This is a genomic window from Pseudomonas maumuensis, assembly GCF_019139675.1.
GTDB lineage: Bacteria > Pseudomonadota > Gammaproteobacteria > Pseudomonadales > Pseudomonadaceae > Aquipseudomonas > Aquipseudomonas maumuensis.
Genome location: NZ_CP077077.1, coordinates 3,758,745 through 3,782,532 on the forward strand (window position 1 = coordinate 3,758,745; position 23,788 = coordinate 3,782,532).

The following is a 23,788-nucleotide window of genomic DNA, read 5'->3' on the forward strand; positions in this document are numbered from 1 at the left end:
CTGTAAAGCCCGCCCCCCGTGCCGCACACAAACGATCCAGCAGGGAATTATTTAGCGCGCCGTTGTATCTGACCCTAGGTACAAGGCTGGCCAAACCATGGCCATGCCCCCAAGCCTCGAAGGACAACGGCCCATGAAATCACGCAGAAAACCCGTCAAGCCCATCGGCTTGAAGGACATCACCATCGTCGACGACGCCAAGATGCGCAAGGCCATCACCGCCGCCGCCCTGGGCAACGCGATGGAATGGTTCGACTTTGGCGTCTACGGCTTCGTCGCCTATGCCTTGGGTAAGGTGTTCTTCCCCAACGCCAGCCCCGGCGTGCAGATGATCGCGGCGCTGGCCACCTTCTCCGTGCCCTTCCTGATCCGCCCGCTGGGCGGGCTGTTCTTCGGCGCCCTGGGCGACCGCTACGGGCGCCAGAAAGTGCTGGCCGCGACCATCGTGATCATGTCCCTGAGCACCTTCGCCATCGGCCTGATCCCCTCCTATGCCAGCATCGGCATCTGGGCGCCGATCCTGCTGTTGCTGGCGAAGATGGCCCAGGGCTTCTCGGTGGGCGGTGAATACACCGGCGCCTCGATCTTCGTCGCCGAGTACGCCCCGGACCGCAAGCGCGGCTTCCTCGGCAGCTGGCTGGACTTCGGCTCGATCGCCGGCTTCGTCCTCGGCGCCGGCGTGGTGGTGCTGATCTCGACGCTCCTCGGCGAGGAACAGTTCCTCGAATGGGGCTGGCGCCTGCCGTTCTTCCTGGCCCTGCCGCTGGGCCTGATCGGCCTGTACCTGCGCCACGCGCTGGAAGAAACCCCGGCCTTCCAGCAACACGTCGAAAAGCTCGAGCAAGGTGACCGCGAAGGCCTGGCCAGCGGCCCGAAAGTGTCGTTCAAGGAGGTGGCGACCCAGCACTGGCGCAGCCTGCTGACCTGCATCGGCGTGGTGATCGCCACCAACGTCACCTACTACATGCTGCTCACCTACATGCCCAGCTACCTCTCGCACAACCTGCACTACAGCGAAGACCACGGCGTGCTGATCATCATCGCGATCATGGTCGGCATGCTGTTCGTGCAGCCGATCATCGGTCTGCTCAGCGACAAGTGGGGGCGCAAGCCATTCATCATCATCGGCAGCGTCGGCCTGTTCGCCCTGGCGATCCCGGCGTTCATGCTGATCACCAGCGGCAAGCTGGCGGTGATCTTCGCCGGCCTGTTGATCCTCGCCGTGCTGCTGAACTTCTTCATCGGCGTGATGGCCTCGACCCTGCCGGCGATGTTCCCCACGCATATCCGCTACAGCGCCCTGGCCAGCGCCTTCAACATCTCGGTGCTGATCGCCGGCCTGACCCCGACCCTCGCCGCCTGGCTGGTGGAAACCACCGACAACCTGTACATGCCGGCCTATTACCTGATGGTGATCGCCGTGATCGGCCTGCTCACCGGCCTGACCATGAAGGAGACCGCCAACCGTCCGTTGCGCGGCGCCGCCCCGGCCGCCTCGGATATCGACGAAGCCCGCGAACTGCTGCAGGAGCACCACGACAACATCGAACAGAAGATCGAGGACATCGACGCGCAGATCGCCGAGCTGGAGGCCAAGCGCAAGACCCTGGCCCAGCAGCACCCACGCATCGATTGAGCAGGCTTGCGCATTCCGCCGGATTGCTTGCCTGATCCTCTGAACATGCGGGGTGCATCGATTGCGCAACAGGGCCATGTGCTAGCGTTTCTGGATTGGGGAACAGCGTATTCCCCGCTTCCAGAACCGATGATCAGCAGGTGAGCCCATGGAACTAAGAATCAACCAGCAGACCTACCAGGTCGAGGCTGACGCCGACACGCCCTTGCTCTGGGTGATCCGTGACGACCTCGGCCTGACCGGCACCAAGTACGGTTGCGGCCTGGCCCAATGCGGCGCCTGCTCGGTGCTGGTGGACGGCAACGTGGTGCGCGCCTGCGTCACCCCGGTGGCCGGCGTGGTCGGTCGTGAAGTCACCACCATCGAGGCCATCGAAGCCGACGCCGTGGGCAAGCGCGTGGTCGCCGCCTGGGTCGAGCACCAGGTGGCCCAGTGCGGCTACTGCCAGTCCGGCCAGGTGATGGCGGCCACCGCGCTACTCAAGCACACCCCCAAGCCCAGCACCGAACAGATCGACGCAGCCATGGTCAACCTGTGCCGCTGCGGCACCTACAACGCCATCCATGCCGCCGTCCACGAACTGGCCCAAGGGGAGAACGCCTGATGAATGCGCGTATCGACACTCCTGACGACCTGGCACGGCTGCGCAGCGGCGAAACGGTCAACCTGTCGCGCCGGCGCTTTCTTGCCGGCAGCGCCATCGGCGCCCTGGTGCTCGGCTTCGGCCTGCCGCTGGGCTCGGCGCGGGTGCAGGCCGCCGCCGTAACTACCGAGCGCGGCACCCAGGTGCCGGCCTTCCTGGAGATCCGCGCGGACGGCAGCGTGCATCTGCTCAGCCCGTTCATGGAGGGCGGGCAAGGCGTCAACACGGCCATGGCGCAGATCATCGGCGAGGAACTGGACGCCGACCCGGCCACCTTCGTGGTCGAAAGCGCGCCAGCGGGCGAGGCCTACGTGGTGATGGAGAACGGCCTGCGCATCACCGGCGGCAGCATGTCGGTGCGCATGAGCTACCCGACCATGCGCCGCCTCGGCGCCCTGGCCCGATTGATGCTGCTGCAGGCCGGTGCCGAACAGCTGGGGGTGCCGGTCGCTGAACTGAGCACCGAGCCTGGCAAGGTGGTGCATGCCGCGTCGGGCCGCGCGCTGGGCTACGGCGAACTGGCCGCCAAGGCCATGGACCTGCCGGTGCCCGACCCTGCCAGCGTCAAGCTGCGCGACCCCAGCCAGTTCCGCTGGATCGGCAAGCCGGTGCAGCGCCTCGACGCCTACGACAAGTCCACCGGCAAGGCCGTCTACAGCATCGACGTCAAGGTCGACGGTATGCTCCACGCCGCCGTGCAGCATGCGCCGCGCCTGGGCATGACCGTCGGCAGCCTGCGCAACGAGGACCAAGTCAAGGCCATGAAGGGCGTGCATTCGGTACATCAATTGCCCGGCGCGGTCGCCGTGGTCGCCGAACGTTGGTGGCACGCCAAGCGTGCGGTGGAAGCGCTGCAGGTGGACTGGAAGGAAGTGGCCGCCGACAGCCAGGTGCGGCCAATGCCTGCCGATTTTTCCAGCGACGGCTGGCGCGAACACCTGGCCGCCCAGACCGGGCCGAGCCGCGACGAGGAAAACCACGGCGATGTCGCCGGCGCCCTGGCCGCGGCCAAGACCAAGGTCGAGGCCACCTACCACAACCAGTTCCTCAACCACGCGCAGTTGGAACCGCCCTCCGCCACCGCCCGTTTCAACCCCGACGGCTCGCTGGAAGTGTGGCTGCCCAACCAGGCCCAGGACATGTTCCGCGACGACATCGCCAAGCGCACCGGCCTGGACCCGGCGCGGATCACCCTGCATTCGCCACTGCTCGGCGGTTTCTTCGGTCGGCACTTCCTGTACGACTCGGCCAACCCCTACCCGCAGGCCATCGCCCTGGCCCAGGCGGTCGGCAGACCGGTGAAACTGATCTGGAGCCGCGAGGAAGAGTTCCTGCGCGATGCCATGCGCCCCATGGCCGTGGTCAAGTTCCGCGCCGCGCTGGACGAGAAAGGTCTGCCGGTGGCCATCGAGGCGATCAGCGCCACCGAAGGCCCGACCGAGGCGATTGCCGGCAAGCAGGGCGACACGGTCGACCCCACCGCCCTCGAAGGGTTGTCGGGCAAGGCCTACGCCATCGCCAACAAGCGCATCGCGCAGATCTATGTCAAAGGCCCGGCCATGCTCGGCTACTGGCGCTCGGTGGGCAATTCGCTGAACGACTTCTTCTACGAGTCGTTCCTCGACGAGTTGGCCGACAAGGGCGGCCATGACCCCTATGAACTGCGCCTGCACCTGCTACAGGGCAACCCACGCCTGACCACCCTGCTGCAGGCGGTGGGCGAGCTGTCCGGCGGCTGGAAGCGCGGCCCGTTCATCGCCGAGGACGGCAGCAAGCGCGCCCGTGGCGTGGCCATGGCCTCGCCGTTCGGCTCCGAGGCAGCGGTGATCGCCGAGGTGTCGCTGGAGGGCGGCCAGGTCAAGGTGCATGACATCTGGCAGGCCATCGACCCGGGCAGCATCGTCAACCCGGCGATCATCGAGGCCCAGGTCAACGGCGCGGTATCCCTGGGCCTGTCCCAGGTGCTGCTGGAAGAATCGGTGTGGCTGAACGGCATGCCACGGGCGCGCAACTACGACCTGTACCCAGTGCTGCCGCCGTCGCGCATGGCCCGGGTGCATGTGCGCATCGTCGAGAGCGGGGCGAAGATGGGCGGCATCGGTGAACCGCCGCTGCCGGCGGTGGCGCCCGCGGTGGCCAACGCCGTGGCGCAGCTCACCGGCCAGCGCGTGCGCAGCATGCCCCTGAGCCGCCATACCTTCAGCTGACACGACAAGGACAGCCCATGAACAACAGCCGATTGGCAAGAACCGCAGGCTGGCTGGCCTTGCCGTGCCTGGTCGCGGCAGGCCTGCTGGCCTGGTACGTCACCCGCGAGCCCGCCTCGCCCTTCGGCGCCTCGGACAGCGCCGACGCCGCCCTGGTCAGCCGCGGTGAATACGTCGCCCGCCTCAGCGACTGCGTGGCCTGCCACAGCCTGCCGGGCAAGGCGCCCTTTGCCGGAGGCCTGGAAATGGCCACGCCGCTGGGGGCGATCCATGCCACCAACATCACCGCGGACCGCGAGCACGGCATTGGCGCCTACAGCCTGGCCGACTTCGACCGCGCCGTGCGCCAGGGCGTGGCGCCGGGGGGGCGACGGCTGTACCCGGCCATGCCCTACCCGTCCTATGCCAAGCTCAGCGACGACGATGTGCGCGCGCTCTACGCGTTCTTCATGAAGGGCGTGCAACCGGCAGCCGAAGCCAATATTCCCAGCAGCATTCCCTGGCCATTGAACCTGCGCTGGCCCATCGCCCTGTGGAACGGCCTCTTCGCGCCGACCACCGCCTATGCGCAGAAACCCGACCAGGATCCGCTGTGGAATCGTGGCGCCTACATCGTCCAGGGCCCCGGCCACTGCGGCAGTTGCCATACGCCTCGGGGCCTGGCTTTCAACGAGAAAGCCCTGGACGAAAGCGGCGCGCCGTTTCTCGCCGGGGCCCTGCTCGATGGCTGGTACGCGCCGAGCCTGCGCCAGGACCACAACACCGGGCTCGGGCGCTGGAGCGAAGCCGAGATCGTGCAGTTCCTCAAGACCGGGCGCAATCGCCATGCAGTGGTGTACGGCTCGATGACCGAGGCCTTCAACAACTCCACGCAGTTCATGAGCGACGACGACCTGGGCGCGATCGCCCGCTACCTCAAGGCATTGCCCGGCGACCCTCGGCGTGATGGTGCGCCCTGGCAGTACCAGGCGATGGCCGCCGCGCCTGATGCGCCCGGCGCGCACACCTACGCGACCCGTTGCGCCAGCTGCCATGGCGCGGATGGCAAGGGCCAGGCCGAGTGGATGCCGCCGCTGGCGGGGGCCACCTCGATGCTGGCCGCAGAGAATGCCTCGGCGATCAACATCACCCTCAACGGCTCGCAGCGCATCGTCGCCGCCGGAGTGCCGGACGCCTACCGCATGCCGGCGTTCCGTGAGCAGTTGTCGGACCGAGAGATCGCCGAGGTGCTGAGTTTTACCCGCAGTGCCTGGGGCAATCATGGTGGCGCGGTGCAGGCCAAGGCGGTGGGCGAGCTGCGCGGGCATACCGACCCTGCCAGCAGTAGCCCGATCATTCTGCATATGCGCTGATACCGCCATCGCCGCGCAGCGCCCCGATCACAGTCAACTGAAATACCGAGGACACCATGGAAAGCATCGACCTGCTGGTCCTGCGCACCACCCACGACTGGCTCCAGGCCGGGCACCGCGTGCTGCTCGCCACTGTCGCCCGCACCTGGGGTTCCTCCCCTCGCCCGGTCGGCTCGATGATGGCGCTGCGCAACGATGGCCGGGTGGTCGGCAGCGTGTCCGGCGGCTGCATCGAGGACGACCTGATCCATCGCTACACCAGCGCCTATGGCGGCCCCGGCCTGCCCCTGGGCAGGCCCGAGGTGATCCGCTATGGCGTAAGCGCCGACGAGGCCCACCGCTTCGGCCTACCCTGTGGCGGCACCCTGGAACTGATCCTGGAATTCGAACCGGCAGTGCTGCCGCTGCAACAACTGCTGGAGCACCTCGACCAGGGCCGGCTAATGCGCCGCCGACTGGCCCTGCAAAGCGGCGCGGTGAGCCTGGCCGCCACCGCCACCCCCGAGCAGTTCAGCTTCGATGGCCAGCACATGGTCAACACCCTCGGCCCCGGCTACCGCATGCTGCTGATCGGCGCCGGGGCGCTGGCCGAGTACCTGGCGACCATGGCCTTGTTCAACGGCTTCCGGGTGGCGGTGTGCGACCCTCGCCCCGAACACATGGCCACCTGGGCGGTGGCCGGCGTCGAGCACCTCAAGGGCATGCCGGACGATGCGGTGCGCGCCTTCAACGCAGACCTGCGCACCTGCATCATCGCCGTCAGCCATGATCCCAAGCTCGACGACCTGGCGCTGCTCGAGGCCCTGCACAGCCCGGCGTTCTACATCGGCGCCATCGGCTCGCGGCGCAACAGCCAGCTGCGCCGCGAGCGCTTGATCGAGCACTTCGGCGAAACCGAGCAGTCCCTCGAACGCCTGCATGGTCCCATCGGCATCTACATCGGCAGCAAGACCCCGGCGGAGATCGCGGTGAGCGTGATGGCCGAAGTGCTGGCCGCCAAGAATGCCGTGACGCTGCCCGGGGCAGTCAGCGTGTCCGGCGCGAAGGCCCTGGAGCAGCCAGCCTTGTGAGCGGGCCACACACCGGCCAACTACTGTCTATGCTTGCTCAACGCGAACTACCCATCGGTATCGACCACAAGGAAGACAGGCCAATGAACTCGACCCTCGTCCGCGCCATCGCTTTCACCTCGCTCATCGGCGCGACCAGCCTCGCCGCCCACGCCGCCGAACTGCCCATCGCCAGCGAGGCGCTGGAAAGCCATATCACCACCGAAGTGACCAAGATCGACCTGCCCAACCGCCAGGTCACGGTCAAAGGGCCCCACGACAAGGACGTGACCTTCCAGCTCACCGAACAGGCCAAGGCCCTGCCCAACCTCAAGGTCGGCGATCAGGTCGACATCAAAGTCACCCGTGCCATCGCCTATGTACTGAACACCAATGTCGGCGGCGCGCCCAAGGCCTCCGAGGAATCGGGCACCATCCGCGCCACCGCGGCCAACCCCAACCCAGGTGGCGAGGCTTTCCGCCAGGTCAAGGTCACCTCGCAGATCAAGAAGATCGACCTCAACACCCATGAAGTCACCCTGCTGCCGCCCGAAGGCAAACTGCAGGTGGTCAAGGTCGAGAATCCCGAGCTGCAGGCACGCATGAAAAACCTCAAGGTCGACCAGACCGTCGAAGCCATCTTTACCGAAGTACTGAGCGTGGAAACTTCCCGCCCAGCCCAGTAAAACCTTTGGCCGGCCCGCGCATCGAAAGCCATGTGAGCCTTTCCCCCCTTCAGGAGGTTTCCCATGGCGATGCGCCTGGCCGTGCCGTTTTGCTGCTGCCTCACCCTCGCACTCTTGGGCTGCACCAGCGCCCGTGACGAGCAGCCACCGCCCACCACGCAACAAGTCGAACTCCAGCGCTACCAGGGCACCTGGTACGAACTGGCGCGCCTGCCGATGTTCTTCCAGCGCAACTGCGTGCAGTCCGAGGCCCGTTACGGCCTGCGCGAGGACGGGCGCATCGACGTCACCAACCGCTGCCTGGAAAACGACGGCCAATGGAACCAGGCCAATGGCATCGCCGAGGCACAAGTGCCCGGCCGCACCGACAAGCTCTGGGTACGCTTCGACAACTGGTTCAGCCGCCTGGCACCGGACCTGACCAAGGGCGAGTACTGGGTGCTGTACCACGATACCGACTACCGCGTGGCACTGGTCGGCCACCCGAACCGCGAATACCTGTGGCTGCTGTCGCGCACTCCCACCGTCAGTGACCAGACCCGTGACCAGCTACTGGCGCTGGCGCGCAAGCAGGGTTACCCCACCGAGCAACTGATCTGGCGCCAGGCCAAGCCCTAGCTGTCCCCGCCCACGCCCTGTAAGGTGAGCCACCCGGCTCACCCAAAGGATTGCGTGCAATGATCACCTGCCACCTCAAGTACATCATCGACCCCTACCAGATCCCCGCCTTCGAAGCCTACGGCAAGCTGTGGATCGGCCTGGTCAACCGCATGGGCGGCAGCCACCATGGCTACTTCCTCCCCAGCGAAGGCGCCAACAATGTCGCCTACGCGCTGTTCAGCTTCCCCAGCCTGGCGGACTACGAGCAGTACCGCAAAGCCTCGGAAACCGACCCGGAGTGCATCGCCGCCTTCGCCCTGGCCACCGAGCAGCGTTTCATCCTCAGCTATGAACGCAGCTTCCTGCGGCCCGTACTCGACTGACCTTCCCAGGCACGGCCCCGGATTCTTGCAGGGGCCGGCGACACCAACGGCAAACTCCACTGAACTATTGCGCCTCGATCACGATCCTCACCTAAGCACCCTCGACCCAGGATCGTCGATCGACAAGGAGCCTAGCCAGTGACCACCACCACCCTCCCCCATTGCACCCCAGGGCCGCTGCACGCGACCCTGCTCGCCGGCAGCGTGCCGCTGTTTCTCGGCGCCCTGCTCAGCGACATCGCCTACTACCAGAGCTACCAGATCCAGTGGAGTAACTTCGCCGCCTGGCTGATCGCCGGGGCCTTGCTGTCCAGCGGCTTGGCGCTGCTGTTCGCCCTGGCCAACCTGATCCGCGCGCCACGCAAGGCCGGGCGCCCGCTGCTGTACGTGCTGTTGCTGCTGGCCACCTGGGTACTGGGCCTGGTCAACGCCTTCGAACACGCCAAGGACGCCTGGGCCGTGATGCCCGCAGGCCTGGTGCTGTCAGTGGTGGTCACGGTGCTGGCCATGATCGCCACCTGGGCCGGCCTGACCCGCCTGCGCACGGAGGGCGAAGCATGAAACACGTATTGAGCGCCCTGAGCATGGCTCTGCTGCTCAGCGCCTGTGGCGGCGACGGCGAGAAGACCCAGGCCCATGGCCCGGACCCGAAATTGCCGGCCCCCGAACGCGGGCTGCTGCCAAGCATGAAGATCGCCCAGCCGGCCGCCTGGGGTGAGCAAACACCCCAAGTGCCTCAGGGCTACCGCATCAGCGCCATCGCCACCGACCTGAAGATCCCGCGCCAGACCCTGGTGCTGCCCAATGGCGATATCCTCGTTGCCGAGGGGCGTGGCGGCAACGCCACCAAGCTCAAGCCCAAGGACGTGATCGCCAGCCAGATCAAGGCCAAGGGCAACACCCAGGTCAAGGGCGGCAACCGCCTTACCCTGCTGCGCGACGCCGACGGCGATGGCCGCTACGAACTGCAGACGGTGTTCGCCGAACACCTCAATGCGCCCTATGGCCTGGCCTATGCCGACGGCAAGCTGTACGTGGCCAACCAGGACGCGCTGGTGCGCTTCGCTTACCAGGACGGCCAGACCCAGGCCGGTGGCCCGCCGACCAAGGTCACCGACCTGCCCGCCGAGATCAACCACCACTGGACCAAGTCGCTGGCCATCAGCCCCGACGGCCGCCACCTGTACGTCGGCATCGGCTCCAACAGCAACATCACCGAGCGTGGCATGGAGGCAGAGGTCGACCGCGCGATGGTCTGGCAGGTCGATGCCGTGAGCGGCGCCCACCGGCCTTATGCCACCGGCCTGCGCAACCCGACCGCGTTGGCCATCCAACCGGGCGACGGCCAACTATGGGCAGTGGTCAACGAGCGCGACGAACTGGGCCCGGACCTGGTCCCGGACTACCTGACCTCGGTGCGCGAAGGTGCGTTCTATGGCTGGCCGTACAGCTACTGGGGGCAGAACGTCGATGAGCGCGTGCGCCCGCAGAACCCGGACAAAGTGAAAGCCGCGATCAAGCCCGACTACAGCCTCGGCTCGCATGTGGCGGCGCTGGGCGTGGCCTTCTCCAACCCGGCGATGGGCGAAACCTTCGCCGATGGTGTGTTCGTGGGTGAACATGGCAGTTGGAACCGGCCCAACCCGGTGGGCTACAAGGTGATCTTCGTCCCGTTCAGCGATGGCAAGCCGGCCGGCGAGCCGGTGGATTTCGCCACCGGTTTCCTCGGTGAGGACGGCAAGACCCGTGGGCGCCCGGTGGGGGTGACGGTCGATCCAAAAGGCGCGCTGATCATCGCCGACGACCTGGCCAATACGGTTTGGCGGGTTACACGCAATCAGTAAGCCCCTGACGCTGAACAACCCCTCTTGCGCGCAAGTCGCGCGGGAGAGGGCTCGGCTGCGGATAGCCCTGGCCAAGGTTCACAAAACAACAGTATTTCCCAGCGGAACCGGTATTTTTTCTGTAACGAAAATGTAAAATTCGTTTTCGCATACCTATAACAAGCTGGGAGCTTCACATGTTTGCCTTCTTCCGCCCTGCCGCGCACCAGGCGCCGCTGCCCGACGAGCGCGTCGACAGCACCTATCGCCGCCTGCGCTGGCAAATCTTCGCCGGGATCTTCTTCGGCTATGCCGGCTACTACCTGCTGCGCAAGAACTTCTCCCTGGCCATGCCCTACCTCATCGACGAAGAGGGCTACACCCGCGGCCAGCTGGGCCTGGCGATCTCCGCCATCGCCATCGCCTACGGTTTGTCCAAGTTCCTCATGGGTCTGGTCTCGGACCGCTCCAACCCACGCTACTTCCTGCCCTTCGGCCTGCTGATCTCGGCCGGGGTGATGTTCATTTTCGGTTTCGCGCATTGGGCCACGTCCAGCGTGACGATCATGTTCGTGCTGCTGTTCATCAACGGCTGGGCCCAGGGCATGGGCTGGCCGCCAAGCGGGCGGACCATGGTGCATTGGTGGTCGCAGAAAGAGCGCGGCGGCGTGGTGTCGGTATGGAACGTCGCCCATAACGTCGGCGGCGGCCTGATCGGCCCGCTGTTCCTGCTGGGCCTGGCCTGGACCAACGACTGGCACGCGGCCTTCTATGTGCCCGCCACGGTTGCCGTGCTGGTGGCCGTGTTCGCCTTCGCCACCATGCGCGACACCCCGCAATCGGTCGGCCTGCCGCCGGTCGAGCAGTACAAGAACGACTACCCCGAAGGCTACGATGAGAGCCACGAGCAGGAGTTCAGCGCCAAGCAGATCTTCGTCCAGTACGTGCTGTGCAACAAACTGCTGTGGTACATCGCCCTGGCCAACGTGTTCGTCTACCTGCTGCGCTACGGCGTGCTGGACTGGGCGCCGACCTACCTGAAGGAAGCCAAGCACTTCAGCGTCGACACCACCTCGTGGGCCTACTTCTTCTACGAGTGGGCCGGCATCCCCGGCACCCTGCTGTGCGGCTGGATGTCCGACAAGATCTTCCGCGGCAACCGTGGCCTGACCGGCATCGTGTTCATGGCCCTGGTGACCGTGGCCACCCTGGTGTACTGGCTCAACCCGCCGGGCAACCCGACCATCGACATGATCGCGTTGTTCGCCATCGGCTTCCTGATCTACGGTCCAGTGATGCTGATCGGCCTGCAGGCGCTGGAACTGGCGCCGAAGAAAGCCGCCGGTACCGCCGCCGGTTTCACCGGCCTGTTCGGTTACCTGGGCGGCTCGGTCGCGGCCAGCGCGGCGATGGGCTACACCGTCGACCACTTCGGCTGGGACGGTGGCTTCGTGATGCTGGTCAGTGCGTGTGTGCTGGCGATTGCGTTCCTGATTCCGACCTTGCGTCATACCAAGGTCGCCAGCAACGGGCGTGAAGCTCTGGCCTGACGCGCAAGGCAGATGTAAATGACAAAGCCCGGGGTTGCGCCCCGGGCTTTGTGTTTTCAGGCAGTCTGCAACAGCTGCGTGATGTTGATGCCGCAAAGAATTGATCAGCCTGTGGAATCCCTCATAATCGCCTGCCATTTCATGGCCCCGAGAAGGACCTCTCTTGCGACGACTCAGCCTGAGCAACAAGAAACTGCGCAACATCCCTCGCCATCTGCGGGCCCTGGAGTATTGGGCATCAACCTTCGAGGGCGAATTCCATCCTCGCCCTGGTGTGCAGCGCTACTGGAACTGGAAGATCCCGGTGATCGACTCGCTGGTTCAGGGCCCTCAGGCGCGTGTCGAAGTACAGGCCCTGTGCGTGCAGCAACTACTGGAGGCGGCGCGCCACCTGGCCGAGGCGGCCGACCGCAGTCACGGCTACTACCGTGTCGCCTGCCTGCTGGTCTGGCCATGGCTGCACCAGAGCGAAGTGACGGTCTTCTACGACCGTGATTACTACCTGTCTTTCCTCGGCCAGCACAACGCCCTGGCCCCATTGCGCCTGAGCGACACCCTCGCATTGGCCGTGCCCGACGGTTTCATCGAGCATGGGCACCCGGTCATTGACGACGAAGGCGAGACACAGCACTGGTGGTGCATCGCAGAGCCGGCCTGAACGCTCATGGTTGTTGCAGGCCGACCAGCGACTTGCACATGAACACCCGAGCGAAACCATCCTCAACCGCACGGTGAGTCTCGTGGTAACCGCGCGTACGGTAGATCTCGATGTTCTCTGTCATACGCTCGTGGGTGTACAACCTGATCGCCGCACACCCGAGCGCACGGGCATGGGCCTCGGCGAAGTCGAGCATGTGCCGCCCTACACCCTGCCCCTTGCAGGCAGTGCGCACGGCAACGTTTTCCAATAGCAGGTCGCCCCTGTCACGGCGCAGCACAAGCACACCGGCAATGCCGTTACCCAACTGGGCCACGAACACCTCGTCGTCACGCACGACTCGCGTGTAGTCAGCCAGCATGGGGGCTGGCTTACGGCCTATTCTCGCGATGTAGGGGGTATACGCCTCAGCAACCAGCGCGGCAATCTCACTCGCCTCCTCGACCCTGGCCGGGCGCAGAGCGATGTCCATTTCCATGATGTCAGCTCCGGGTGGCGGTACCGTGAACGGGCCACAATACCGCTTGTGCGGCCACCACATGCCCCTTGCTGTTGTCGAAGGTCACGCTGGGCGAACCATGAAGCTGATAGCCCAAGGCCAGGATCTCGGAAATGCGTTGGCAGAAGCTGGCGTCGTCCTTACCGGTGATCAGGCGATAGACCGGCAGGCCGTTGGGTGGGGACGAGGGCATTCAAGTGCTCCTTTTGAGGCAGGCGCCAATCGCGTGCGAGGTAGGGCATCATGCCATAGCCGCTGCGCCGTTCGCCTCGACGTGTCTGATGCAGCTCCCCAACGGTATAAACATCCTGCTTGCCATCTGGAGGAGCGGACTTGCGCGCAATGGCGCCAACAGTGATACAGAAATGGCCTACACCAAACACAGCCATTCTGACGTTCAGATCAACTGCTGGCTCATCGATTCGCATCTACAGTCAGGTCCGATGCTGCAAGTGCGCAAAAAACACTTCGGTAAAAACACTGCCAGCTTGCAAGCCATCATCGAACGCCAAGTCATGCCACATGGACGCACCACGACCATGAACCTAAAATGCCAGACACGACAAGGATGCACCGATGACCTTTCCTGACGGGCTACCCGACAACTGCCCGCTGCCAGCCGCTGTGAGCTGCTCCGGTATGATCTATATGGTTTCACTCAACAACCCCGTACATGAACAGGATTGCCTCTCGCAAGCGGAGCGTGGCCGGGCTATTGACGCAACCGGTGATAACGCCTGCATTCGCCATGGTTTGTCCGTGTTTCCCGATTTTGCCAGCTGCAGCCATCAACAATCATTGTTCCCAAGACTTGGGAAGTACATCGCTATCGCCAGGCTCGACCCACGCCACGGAAAAATTCTGCAGACACCGGCAAAGTGCAACCCTCTCCATATGACCTGGTGGCCATGCAAGGACGTCGAGCGCAACCTTCTGTTCTCGATGGCGGAGGTCTGAGCATGCTGTGGCCCATTATCTCTAACCCCATCAGCCCCCAGCCCTTTGAGGCGCTGCATATCGCGGAGGTCCTTTACGAGTTCGACGGCCCCAAGATATTCACTACCGTGGGCTGCGATTCCCTCCTGCGTTTCTGGTACGAAAGCGCGGAAGACCGCGAAGAGAAGTTGATTCGCTATCTGGTTACCCCTACCAGCCCCTCGCTGATCCAACAGTTGAAAGCTGGGCACAAAACTGTTCATGACCTGCTCAAACAGAGTTGGCTCTGGGTGGTCGATATGCACTACGACATGTCCCCCGCCATGGCCTGGAGCCTGGAAAGCCTGGATGACGTACCCCTGCAGTTCAAGCCAGAACCCCATGCCACTCTTTGCCCAGAGCACATGCCGCTGCTTTCCTATCGCCTCATAGGGCCGGGCCTGAGGGAAGGCGCCGTACCCGCCAGCGTGATTGCGCGAGCGGTCAACAGCCCGGCAAGCGCGCTCAAGAAAATCCTCGAAGTTGTCACGCAAAGCGTCTCCCAAGGCAGGCCGGAAGAAAGCTTCAGGAAATCATACGACCTGCCGGCAACGCGCTTTGCCTATAACAGTTTTGAAGTTTCGTTCAGCAGCCCCAGCTCCGATCAACTGGATCTGCAGACCTCTCCCATAGATGCCTACGCCCAAAGCGCACGCGTGCTCGAGTCGGGGTTGAACTGGCTTGTCGAGCGCTCAGGCAACGAGCCTGAGATTTCCATACTGGAAGCACTGAGGGACCTGACACCACCGACTCACGGCCAGGTGGAGTCTGCCGAAATTCGCGGGCAGCTGATCAAGAACAGTCAAGTCATCCGTCTGAACCGCAACCACCGCAAGTTCATCAGTGAAACGCTAGCCCGGCACCTGACGCAAAAACATCAACTCATGAAGACCAGCGGTCAGATCCGTGAGTTGGATAAGGACAACCTGACTTTCATCCTCCGCGGCCGTCCCAACCACGAAACCGAACTCAAATGCGCGTTCAGTGACAGCCTGTACGATGATGTAGTCGAATGTTTTGCCAGCGAGGTAACGATCAACGTCACCGGTAGGCTCAAGCCAACTAAGTCAGTGCTTGAAATCAGCGATATCGAAGCCAGTCCGGATGATCAGCCTTGAAATAGTACGAGACTGGTTGTTTCGCCTCACGCGTCTACGATGGTGTTATCACCCAGAAGGTAAGGGAGCAATTCGGCCTGCTGACTCGCAAGGCTGCATCTCAGTTTCTGAATGACCAAATCAATGATCGTTTAAAGTCAGCCATGAGCGGTGTTTCTTACCCAACCCCGGCGGAGAAGCTCGTAACAGAAACGCAGAGCGAGCCCTCCGATAGCGCAGAGGATCGCATTCAAACCACGATGGATGAGTTGGAAGGGTTCCACATTGTAAAAGCCATTGTTCGCACCACGGTGGACGCCAAGCGCGTCATCCACAGAGACACGCAAAGTTATTTCGGAATCCTGCTTGACGACAACAACCGAAAACCGATTACTCGGCTCCACTTCAACCGCTCACAAAAATACATCGGTATTTTCGACAAAGATAAGAATGAGACACGCCACCCCATTAGTTCTTTGGACGACATCTACGAGTTCGCTGACCAATTAAGGGACACCGTGGGTTACTACGAGTAAAGGAAAGACGCCCTTGCCTCTGGCGTGTACCCAAGGCGAAGGCAACCACACTTGCTCACTATCAACTGCACTTCGCCCGATCCCGCACCGGACACTGCGCCCGGTGCAGGTTCAACGCCGTATTGATGATGCCGATATGGCTGAACGCCTGCGGAAAATTCCCCAGCATCCGTTTGCCCACCGGGTCGTACTGCTCGGCGAGCAATCCCACGTCATTGCACAAGGCCGTGAGCCGCTCATAAAGCGCCTGCGCCTCCTCCTGCCGACCTAGCAGCACGTAGACATCCGCCAACCAGAACGAACACACCAGGAACGTTCCCTCCCCTGGCGTCAGGCCGTCGCTGCAACTGTCGCTGTCGTAGCGCAGCAGCAGGCCGTTGCGCAGCAGGCGGGTTTCGATCTGTTCGAGAGTGCGCAGGAAACGTGGATCGTCGGCCGGCAGAAAGCCGGTCAGGGCGATCTGCAGCAGGCTCGCGTCCAGCTCGGTCGAACCGTAGGCCTGGACGAAGTGACGACCGTCGGCATCCAGCCCTCGGCGGCAGACCTCGTCACGGATTTGGTCCGCCACCTGGCGGTAATGTCGCCCCCGTTCACGCCCTTCCTCGGTGGTGTCGGCCAGGCTCGCCGATCGATCGAAGGCAACCCAGGCCATCACCTTGGAATGCACGAAGTGCTGGCGACCGCCGCGCACCTCCCACAGCCCCTCGTCCGGCTCACGCCAGATGCTTTCGAGGTACGGCAGGATCGAGCGGGCGATGGCGGCGCTGCGCGGATGACGCGGCAGCCCGCCCTTGATGGCCTGGGTCATGGCGTCGGCCAGTTCGCCGTAGATATCCAGCTGCAACTGCTCGGACGCGGCATTGCCGACCCGCACTGGCTGCGAATGCTCGTAACCGGGCAGCCAGGGCAGGCTGAACTCCGGCAGGTCGCGCTCGCCCGCCAGCCCATACATGATCTGCATCTGCTCGGGGTTGCCCGCCACCGAGCGCAGCAGCCACTCGCGCCAGGCCTGGGCCTCGTCGAAATAGCCAAGGTTCATCAGCGCCAGCAAGGTCATGGTGGCGTCGCGCAACCAGCAATAGCGGTAGTCCCAGTTGCGCTCGCCACCGACGCGCTCGGGCAGCGAGGTGGTGACGGCGGCGACCATGCCCCCGGTGGGCGCGTAGGTCATGGCCTTGAGGGTCAGCAGCGAACGGCGTACCCGCTCGGTGTATGGGCCGACGTCGGGGCAGCGGGCGGCGAAGGCCTGCCATTGGTCGATGGTCTGCTCGAGGTCGTGGTCGACATCGCAACCGGGCTGCACAGGCAGGTGCGAGGGCTGGTGGCAGAGACTGAACACCTGGCGCTCACCGGCGCGCACGCGAAACCGGGCAACGCTGTGATGGTCTCGGCCATGGGTCTCGGTACTGCTGCGCAGGATCAGGCGATCGGGGCCGGCAACCGCGCTCAGGGTCAGCGGGTCGAGCTTCTCCACCCAGGGCACGCTGCGGCCATAGTCGAAGCGCAGCACCAGGTCCATCTCGAACGCCGTCTCGCCAGCCAGGCCCTCGACAATGCGCAGCACTGCGTTGGCCTCGCCGAGGGGCATGCAGTCGAGCACGCGGGCGCGGCCGCTGGCAGTGGTCCAGGTGGTTTCCAGTATCAGGGTGTCGTCGAGGTAGCGGCGCGCGCTGTGCTCGACCGGGTCGCTGGGGGCGATGCGCCAACGGCCGTTTTCCTCGTTGCCCAGCAACGCGGCGAACACCGCGGGGGCGTCGAAGCGTGGCAGGCACAGCCAGTCGAGGGCGCCGTCGCGGTTGATCAGGGCGGCGCTGCGGCAGTTGCCGATGAGGGCGTAGTCTTCGATCAGGGCAGGCATCTCGAATCCTCAGGCGGTGGGCGTGAGTTTGGATGCCGAAGCGCGATTGCCGGTTCCGTTGAGATGCACCCGGCGCAGCTTATCGAGGTGCTTGAATCGATGCGCAGGAACATTGATCCACGGCACTGATTCACTAATGCGCTGTGTTAGAAATACCGGGCCAGTGGTTGCTTATCAGGATGAATAAGCTTCTGCCCGTGCGCAACCATTGCGCTGATTCACTACTTTCAACAAGGACGTTATATGAAGATTGTCGGTTTATCCGGAATACTGCCCTCACGCTGCGTCAGCAACCAGGACGTTATCAACCTGGTGGAAGAACACTCCCGCAACACCTTCCAGGAAGACTTGCCGAAAACCCTGAAGACCATCGGCAAGTTGCTGGAAAAAAGCGGCAGCGACACCCGCCATTGGCTGGCGGCTGACGAGACGCCGATGCAATTGATGGAAGCGGCGTTCGACGCGGCGCTGGCCCAGGCCAACATCAGCAAGGCCGACCTCGACCTGCTGATCTACCCCAACGTCACCCGTGGCTTCATCGAGCCGGCCAACAGTACCTTCATCGCCAAGGCACTGGGCCTGAACTGCCGCAACTTCGACGTGGTCGACGCCTGCAACGGCTGGGTGACGGCCATGGACGTCATCAACAGCAAGATGCAAGCGGGTGAAATCCGCTACGCCGCCATCGTCAACATGGAGTTCGGCATGTCGGCGGGCGGCCCGGTGATGCCCAAGAACTTCTCGCTGCAGTCGCCGGCCGAACTGGCCTACAAGTTCCCGAGCTTTACCATCGGTGAAGCCGCCGTTGTCACCATCCTCAGTAACGAGGCAAAGGACAACTTCAAGTTCTCGTACATCAACCGACCCGACCTGAGTGACTTGTCGACGATCTCGTTGCCGGACTGGAAACTGTTCTGCAACGAGGCGGATATCGCCAAGATCGAACCCACCGGTGGCCAGTATCAATTCAACTCCTATGCCGCCGCCCTGCACGAAGATGGTCGCAACGAAGCGATAAAAGTCTTCAACCTGCAAAAACTCACAGCGGACGACGTGCATAAAGTGTTCATCCATACCGGCTCGCCGAAGATGTGGGAACATATTGGCCAGATGATCGGCGTCGATCACAAGTTGCATCACGTCGGGCACAAGACCGGCAACATCATTACCGCGTCGATTCCCTTCGGCATCTTTGATGCGATGAGCCGGGGCGAAGCCGAGCACGGTCAGTTCTGCATGGGCTGGGCGGGCAGTGGCGGGATGGTGTTCTCGGCCCTGTCGTTCACCTTGTAGGGCACACCTGCGCACCTACCGCCAACGGCGGTAGGTCGCCGCAAGCTCACCCCAGCGTATGCCACTCGCGCTTGTCCCGCGCCAGCAGCTCGTCGCCGGCCTCGGGGCCATCCTCTCCCGCCGCATACTCATGCACCTCGCCACCCTCGGCCGCCCAGGCATCGAGGAACGGCTGCACGGCACGCCAACCGTTCTCGATATTGTCGGCGCGCTGGAACAAGGTCTGGTCACCGGTAAGGCAGTCGTAGATCAACGTCTCGTAGCCGGTCGCCGGGGTCATCTTGAAGAAGTCCTTGTAGGCGAAACCCAGCTCGACGTTCTCCATCACCAGCTCCGGCCCCGGGCGCTTGGCCTGCAGGTCGAACCACATGCCTTCGTTGGGCTGGATCTGGATCTTCAGGTAGTTGGGCTTGGGCCGCTCCAGTTCGCTTTCGCGGAACTGCGCGTAGGGCGCCGGCTTGAAGCAGATGGCGATCTCGGTGTCGCGCACGCTCATGCGCTTGCCGGTGCGCAGGTAGAACGGCACCCCCGCCCAGCGCCAGTTGTCGATCATCACCTTGAGGGCGACATAGGTCTCGGTCTGGCTGTGCGGGGCGACATTGGCCTCCTCGCGGTAGCCGGGCAGCTTCTTGCGGCCCTGCTTGCCGGCGCTGTACTGGCCACGCACGGAATTGCGCAGGGCCATCTTCTGCGACCAGGGGCGAATGGCGCCGATCACCTTGGCCTTTTCACCGCGCACCGCATCGGCGCCGAAGGCCGCCGGCGGCTCCATGGCGACCATCGCCAGCAGCTGGAACAGGTGGTTGGGCACCATGTCGCGCAGGGCGCCGGTGTTGTCGTAGAACGCCCCGCGCGTCTCGACGCCGACGGTTTCGGCGGCGGTGATCTGCACGTGGTCGATGTAATGATTGTTCCAGAACGATTCGAACAGGCCGTTGGAGAAACGGCTGACCAGGATGTTCTGCACGGTTTCCTTGCCCAGGTAATGGTCGATGCGATAGATCTGCCGCTCGTTCATCACCTTGAGCAGGCGGGCGTTGAGCGCCTCGGCGCTGGCCAGGTCAGTGCCGAAGGGTTTCTCCACCACCACCCGACGAAAGCCGCCGCCCGACTCGTCGAGCAGGCCGGCGTCGCCCAGGCGCTGGGCCACCTCGGGGAAGAAGCGTGGCGAGGTGGCCAGGTAGAAGATGGCATTGCCGTGGCTGGTCTTGTCGATACGCCGCGCCAGGGCCTGGTAGGTCTGGGGATCGAGGAAATCGCCAGTCTGGTAGTCCAGGCGCTTGGCCAGGCGTGCCCACAGTTTCTCGTCCAGGCACTTGCCGACTTCGCGCTCGGCCATGAAGGCATGCAGGCGCTCGGCGAACTCGGCAGCCGTGGCGGCGTTGTGGTCGACCCCGACGATACGCAGGTTGCGGTCGAGCAGGCCGTCACGGCTGAGGTTGTACAGCGCCGGCATCAGCAGGCGCTTGACCAGGTCGCCGTTGGCGCCGAACAGGAACAAGGTGCATGGCGGCGCCGCGGGGATGGTCGGTTTAGTCATTTAGTCCTTCTTTTTCTCGACGTGGCCGCCGAAGCCCAGGCGCATGGCGGAGAGGATCTTGTCACCGTAGGTGCCCTGCTGCTGGCGCGAGCGGAAACGGGCGAACAGCGCGCTGGACAGCACCGGCACCGGCACGGCCTGTTCGACGGCGGCGTCGATGGTCCAGCGCCCTTCGCCGCTGTCGGACACCGAGCCGCTGAATTCGGTCAGTTGCGGGTCGGCGACCAGCGCGTCGGCGGTCAGGTCCAGCAGCCAGGAAGTGACCACGCTGCCACGCCGCCATACTTCGGCGATCTCGGCCACATTGAGGTCGAAGCGCTGCTCTTCCGGCAACTCCGGGCCACCCTTGCTGCGCAGCAGGTCGAAGCCTTCGGCGTAGGCCTGCATCAGGCCGTACTCGATGCCGTTGTGCACCATCTTCACGTAGTGACCGGCGCCGGGCGGGCCGGCGTGGATGTAGCCATGCTCGGCGCGCTCGTGCTCGCCGCTGCGGCCCTGGGTGCGCGGAATGTCGCCGACGCCTGGGGCAAGGGCCTTGAACAACGGTTCCAGGCGCTCGAACACCGCCTTCTCGCCGCCGATCATCATGCAGTAGCCACGGTCCAGGCCCCACACGCCGCCGGAGGTGCCGACGTCGAGGTAGTGCAGGCCACGCTTGCCCAGCTCGGCGGCGCGGCGCACATCGTCCTTGTAGAAGGTGTTGCCACCATCGATGATGGCGTCGCCCGGCTCGAGCAGGTCGGCCAGTTGCGCGATGGTCTGCTCGGTGATTTCGCCGGCGGGCAGCATGACCCACACCGCGCGCGGCGCCTTGAGTTTCTGCACCAGCGCCCCGAGGTCGTGGGCGCCGACGGCCCCCTCGCCTTCCAGGGTGGTGATGGCTTCGCGGTTGCGATCGTGGACCACAGTGCTGTGACCTGCGCGCATCAGGCGCCTTGCGATATTGCCGCCCATGCGGCCAAGCCCGATGATTCCCAGTTGCATGTGCCGACGCTCCCGTTGGTTTTGCTTTACAACAATTGAAGATTTCAGATTAGTCCAGCGTTCTGGCGTAGGGTTCACCGACGAACGGGGCGACAACGATAAACAAAAAAGTTCCCAAGGGCCTGCAAAGAATTCAGAATGCGCGCCGCGTGAAGCGTCTACGCTTCAAAATGTCACCAGCCATGCGAGGTGTGCCCATGGGAACCCTGATGCCTGCCACTCCCACCCAGACCCTCTATGTCACCGTGCGCCGCGACGAGCTGCGCCAGTTGAAGGATGAGCGCGATCACCTGCGCCAGCAGGTCGCCCAGCTGAACCTGCTGCTCGAACAGGCCCGTGTGCAAGGCAAGGCCGCCGGCCTCTGATTCACCGCCCCTCTGCGTGGGAGCTGCCAGGCTCCCACCTCGTCACAGCTTCCCTTCCTGATTGCGTTGTGCCGCGTCTGTCGCCAATCCGCTGCGCCTACGCTGGCTAGCCTCATATTTTGCAACAACTCGCCAACGTTTGCGCGGGTAAACCGTCGCGACAAAAATGACCAACGGGTCACTTTCATGCCGCTTCGTCTCCTACACTCCAGATTCGGCCCGCGTTTTGCTCGGAAAAAGTGACGTAAAAAAGTCGAACTTTCCAAAACACGGGCAGGTCAGGACTTAAGTAGGGCCGACGCAAAAGGACTGCCTCACGCCAGGCCCGCACACCCCAACCAGTCCATACGTCTTTCGGCGGGAATGCCGAGCGTGCCGTGCCTGCGCGCACGAATCTGGGGCAAGGAACGCACTACGAAGATGCAACAACGATCAGAGAGCAGAACCACGAGCCAACGCCAAGCAAACAGAACAAGGGACGGAGAGAAGTATGATCAGTGCCGCTGTCGAACCTCACGTAGAGTCATTCAACCCGGATAACCGCGAGCCGCTGCCTGCGTCCCTCGCCCCGACAGTCAAGGCACCCGGCGCGCAGCGCCAGCACAACCCGAACAAGCGCAAGATCCTGTTCGTCACCTCGGAGATTGCCGACCTGGTCAAGACCGGCGGTCTGGGCGACGTGTCCGCTGCCCTGCCCCGTGCCCTGGCGCACCTGCACGATGTACGCGTGCTGATCCCCGGCTACCGCCAGGTGGTCGAGAGCGACAACCCCATTCACATCGTCGGTGAGCTGGGCGGCCACGCCGCGCTGCCGCCGTGCAAGATCGGCCGCATGGACCTGGCCGACGGCCTGGTGATCTACGTGCTGATCTGCCCCGAGCTGTACCAGCGCGACGGCACGCCCTACGGCGCCAACAACGGTCGCGACTGGCCCGACAATCATATCCGCTTCGCTCGCCTGGGCCTGGCCGCCGCAGAAATTGCCGCCGGCGAAGGCATGGCCCACTGGCGCCCCGACCTGGTGCATGCCCACGACTGGCCGGCCGGGCTGGCCCCGGCCTACATGCACTGGCGCGGCCTGAGCACCCCGACCCTGTTCACCATCCACAACCTGGCCTACCAGGGCGTGTACAGCCGCGGCTGCAGCCCGGAACTGGCGATCCCCGACCATGCCATGCAGCAGGAAGGCATGGAGTTCTACGGCAAGCTGTCGTTCCTCAAGGCGGGGCTGGCCTACGCCAGCCACATCACCACGGTCAGCGCCACCTACGCCCGGGAAATCACCACCCCCGAGTTCGGCTGCGGCCTGGACGGTTTCCTCGCCAGCAAGGCCCAGCAAGGGCTGCTCGGTGGCATCCCCAACGGTATCGACGAAAGCTGGGACTCGGCCACCGACCAGCACCTGGACCACAATTTCAGCATCAACGACTGGGACGGCAAGGCACGCAATGCCGACCAGGTGCGCGCGCTGTTCGGCCTGCAAGCGAGCGACGGGCCGCTGTTCGCCGTGGTCTCGCGGCTGGTCTACCAGAAAGGCCTGGACCTGACCCTGGGCGTGGCCGACTACATCGTCGAACAAGGCGGCCAGATCGCCATCATCGGCCGTGGCGAACCCGAGGAAGAGCAGGCCATGCGCGAACTGGCCCTGCGTCACCCTGGCCGCATCGGCGTGCGCATCGGCTTCAACGAGACCGACGCCCGGCGCATGTTCGCAGGCAGCGACTTCCTGCTGATGCCGTCGCGCTACGAGCCCTGCGGCCTGAGCCAGATGTACGCCCAGCGCTTCGGCTCGCTGCCGGTGGCGCGCAACACCGGCGGGCTGGCCGACACCATCGAGAACGGCGTGACCGGTTTCCTGTTCGACGACTCCACCGTAGACAGCTACCGCGAAGCCCTGGGCCGCGCTTTCTATGTGTACGGCAAGAAGCACCTGCTCAATGCCATGCGCTGCCTGTCGATGACCCAGCCGTTCAACTGGTGCCAGGCGGTGGAACCCTACGCGCGCCTGTACGAAGACCTGGTGAAGCAGACGCAGCACGCCCATTACTGAGCGG

23 protein-coding genes and 1 pseudogene are annotated in these 23,788 nt (G+C 64.1%); 19 read left to right on the forward strand and 5 right to left on the reverse strand.

Annotated elements, in window-relative coordinates:
• The first annotated feature begins 133 nt into the window (after nucleotides 1–133).
• The 12 genes from proP (at nucleotide 134) to KSS90_RS16805 (ending at nucleotide 12,587) form a co-directional block, all read left to right on the forward strand.
• A complete protein-coding gene (proP, locus tag KSS90_RS16750; protein WP_023631310.1) occupies nucleotides 134–1,636 on the forward strand; it encodes a glycine betaine/L-proline transporter ProP in 1,503 nt (500 codons plus the stop codon).
• A 148-nt stretch (nucleotides 1,637–1,784) separates the two neighbouring features.
• Nucleotides 1,785–2,240, forward strand: a complete 456-nt coding sequence (locus KSS90_RS16755; RefSeq protein ID WP_023631311.1) for a (2Fe-2S)-binding protein — start codon at nucleotides 1,785–1,787, stop codon at nucleotides 2,238–2,240.
• Nucleotides 2,240–4,486 carry a xanthine dehydrogenase family protein molybdopterin-binding subunit gene (locus KSS90_RS16760; RefSeq protein ID WP_217866476.1) on the forward strand — a complete coding sequence of 749 codons (2,247 nt, stop codon included), beginning with the start codon at nucleotides 2,240–2,242 and terminating at the stop codon, nucleotides 4,484–4,486. Before KSS90_RS16755 ends, KSS90_RS16760 begins: the two co-directional genes overlap by 1 nt.
• A 17-nt stretch (nucleotides 4,487–4,503) precedes the next feature.
• Nucleotides 4,504–5,838, forward strand: coding sequence for a c-type cytochrome (locus KSS90_RS16765; protein WP_217866477.1), 1,335 nt, complete (start codon nucleotides 4,504–4,506; stop codon nucleotides 5,836–5,838).
• Nucleotides 5,839–5,894: 56 nt separating this feature from the next.
• Nucleotides 5,895–6,908, forward strand: a complete 1,014-nt coding sequence (locus KSS90_RS16770; RefSeq protein ID WP_217866478.1) for an XdhC family protein — start codon at nucleotides 5,895–5,897, stop codon at nucleotides 6,906–6,908.
• Nucleotides 6,909–6,991: 83 nt separating this feature from the next.
• The gene (locus tag KSS90_RS16775) at nucleotides 6,992–7,573 is read left to right on the forward strand and encodes a hypothetical protein (protein WP_217866479.1); all 582 of its coding nucleotides are present in this window, start codon (nucleotides 6,992–6,994) and stop codon (nucleotides 7,571–7,573) included.
• A gap of 63 nt (nucleotides 7,574–7,636) precedes the next feature.
• Nucleotides 7,637–8,191, forward strand: a complete 555-nt coding sequence (locus KSS90_RS16780; RefSeq protein WP_217866480.1) for a lipocalin family protein — start codon at nucleotides 7,637–7,639, stop codon at nucleotides 8,189–8,191.
• Nucleotides 8,192–8,250: 59 nt separating this feature from the next.
• Complete coding sequence (locus tag KSS90_RS16785; RefSeq protein ID WP_217866481.1) at nucleotides 8,251–8,556, forward strand: NIPSNAP family protein; 306 nt, start codon at nucleotides 8,251–8,253, stop codon at nucleotides 8,554–8,556.
• Nucleotides 8,557–8,694: 138 nt separating this feature from the next.
• Nucleotides 8,695–9,117, forward strand: a complete 423-nt coding sequence (locus KSS90_RS16790; RefSeq protein WP_217866482.1) for a DUF2231 domain-containing protein — start codon at nucleotides 8,695–8,697, stop codon at nucleotides 9,115–9,117.
• Complete coding sequence (locus tag KSS90_RS16795) at nucleotides 9,114–10,400, forward strand: PQQ-dependent sugar dehydrogenase (RefSeq protein ID WP_217866483.1); 1,287 nt, start codon at nucleotides 9,114–9,116, stop codon at nucleotides 10,398–10,400. The genes KSS90_RS16790 and KSS90_RS16795 overlap by 4 nt, the downstream gene beginning before the upstream one ends.
• Nucleotides 10,401–10,576: 176 nt before the next feature.
• A complete protein-coding gene (gene glpT / locus KSS90_RS16800; RefSeq protein ID WP_217866484.1) occupies nucleotides 10,577–11,929 on the forward strand; it encodes a glycerol-3-phosphate transporter in 1,353 nt (450 codons plus the stop codon).
• A 163-nt stretch (nucleotides 11,930–12,092) separates the two neighbouring features.
• On the forward strand, nucleotides 12,093–12,587 hold the full coding sequence (locus KSS90_RS16805) for a DUF3916 domain-containing protein (protein WP_217866485.1): 495 nt from the start codon (nucleotides 12,093–12,095) through the stop codon (nucleotides 12,585–12,587).
• 4 nt (nucleotides 12,588–12,591) lie between these two features.
• Here the strand turns inward: KSS90_RS16805 and KSS90_RS16810 are convergent, their stop codons facing one another.
• Both KSS90_RS16810 and KSS90_RS16815 read right to left on the reverse strand, forming a co-directional pair.
• The gene (locus KSS90_RS16810; protein WP_217866486.1) at nucleotides 12,592–13,065 is read right to left on the reverse strand and encodes a GNAT family N-acetyltransferase; all 474 of its coding nucleotides are present in this window, start codon (nucleotides 13,063–13,065) and stop codon (nucleotides 12,592–12,594) included.
• A 4-nt stretch (nucleotides 13,066–13,069) separates the two neighbouring features.
• A complete protein-coding gene (locus KSS90_RS16815) occupies nucleotides 13,070–13,279 on the reverse strand; it encodes a DUF1737 domain-containing protein (RefSeq protein WP_217866487.1) in 210 nt (69 codons plus the stop codon).
• Between the two features lie 88 nt (nucleotides 13,280–13,367).
• Here KSS90_RS16815 and KSS90_RS16820 point away from each other — a divergent pair, with 88 nt between their 5' ends.
• The 4 genes and pseudogenes from KSS90_RS16820 to KSS90_RS16835 form a co-directional block, all read left to right on the forward strand.
• On the forward strand, nucleotides 13,368–13,676 hold the full coding sequence (locus KSS90_RS16820; RefSeq protein WP_217866488.1) for a hypothetical protein: 309 nt from the start codon (nucleotides 13,368–13,370) through the stop codon (nucleotides 13,674–13,676).
• Nucleotides 13,663–14,043, forward strand: a complete 381-nt coding sequence (locus KSS90_RS16825) for a hypothetical protein (protein ID WP_217866489.1) — start codon at nucleotides 13,663–13,665, stop codon at nucleotides 14,041–14,043. Before KSS90_RS16820 ends, KSS90_RS16825 begins: the two co-directional genes overlap by 14 nt.
• Before the next feature lie 2 nt (nucleotides 14,044–14,045).
• The gene (locus KSS90_RS16830) at nucleotides 14,046–15,179 is read left to right on the forward strand and encodes a hypothetical protein (RefSeq protein ID WP_217866490.1); all 1,134 of its coding nucleotides are present in this window, start codon (nucleotides 14,046–14,048) and stop codon (nucleotides 15,177–15,179) included.
• A gap of 20 nt (nucleotides 15,180–15,199) precedes the next feature.
• Nucleotides 15,200–15,694 (forward strand): annotated as a pseudogene (locus KSS90_RS16835) (restriction endonuclease); the annotation flags it as partial.
• 61 nt (nucleotides 15,695–15,755) lie between these two features.
• On the opposite strand, the gene KSS90_RS16840 reads toward KSS90_RS16835, so the two are convergent.
• A complete protein-coding gene (locus KSS90_RS16840) occupies nucleotides 15,756–17,552 on the reverse strand; it encodes a glycoside hydrolase family 15 protein (RefSeq protein WP_217866491.1) in 1,797 nt (598 codons plus the stop codon).
• A gap of 243 nt (nucleotides 17,553–17,795) precedes the next feature.
• Between KSS90_RS16840 and KSS90_RS16845 the strand changes: the two genes are divergently transcribed.
• Entirely contained in the window at nucleotides 17,796–18,845 is a 1,050-nt protein-coding gene (locus KSS90_RS16845; protein WP_217866492.1) for a 3-oxoacyl-[acyl-carrier-protein] synthase III C-terminal domain-containing protein, read from the forward strand.
• Between the two features lie 46 nt (nucleotides 18,846–18,891).
• Here the strand turns inward: KSS90_RS16845 and zwf are convergent, their stop codons facing one another.
• Nucleotides 18,892–20,385 carry a glucose-6-phosphate dehydrogenase gene (gene zwf, locus KSS90_RS16850; protein WP_217866493.1) on the reverse strand — a complete coding sequence of 498 codons (1,494 nt, stop codon included), beginning with the start codon at nucleotides 20,383–20,385 and terminating at the stop codon, nucleotides 18,892–18,894.
• Nucleotides 20,386–21,405 carry a phosphogluconate dehydrogenase (NAD(+)-dependent, decarboxylating) gene (gnd, locus tag KSS90_RS16855; RefSeq protein ID WP_256591471.1) on the reverse strand — a complete coding sequence of 340 codons (1,020 nt, stop codon included), beginning with the start codon at nucleotides 21,403–21,405 and terminating at the stop codon, nucleotides 20,386–20,388.
• A gap of 161 nt (nucleotides 21,406–21,566) precedes the next feature.
• Between gnd and KSS90_RS16860 the strand changes: the two genes are divergently transcribed.
• Both KSS90_RS16860 and glgA read left to right on the forward strand, forming a co-directional pair.
• On the forward strand, nucleotides 21,567–21,734 hold the full coding sequence (locus KSS90_RS16860; RefSeq protein ID WP_220036851.1) for a DUF6026 family protein: 168 nt from the start codon (nucleotides 21,567–21,569) through the stop codon (nucleotides 21,732–21,734).
• A gap of 490 nt (nucleotides 21,735–22,224) precedes the next feature.
• The gene (gene glgA / locus KSS90_RS16865) at nucleotides 22,225–23,784 is read left to right on the forward strand and encodes a glycogen synthase GlgA (protein ID WP_217866494.1); all 1,560 of its coding nucleotides are present in this window, start codon (nucleotides 22,225–22,227) and stop codon (nucleotides 23,782–23,784) included.
• The last annotated feature ends 4 nt before the right edge of the window (nucleotides 23,785–23,788 follow it).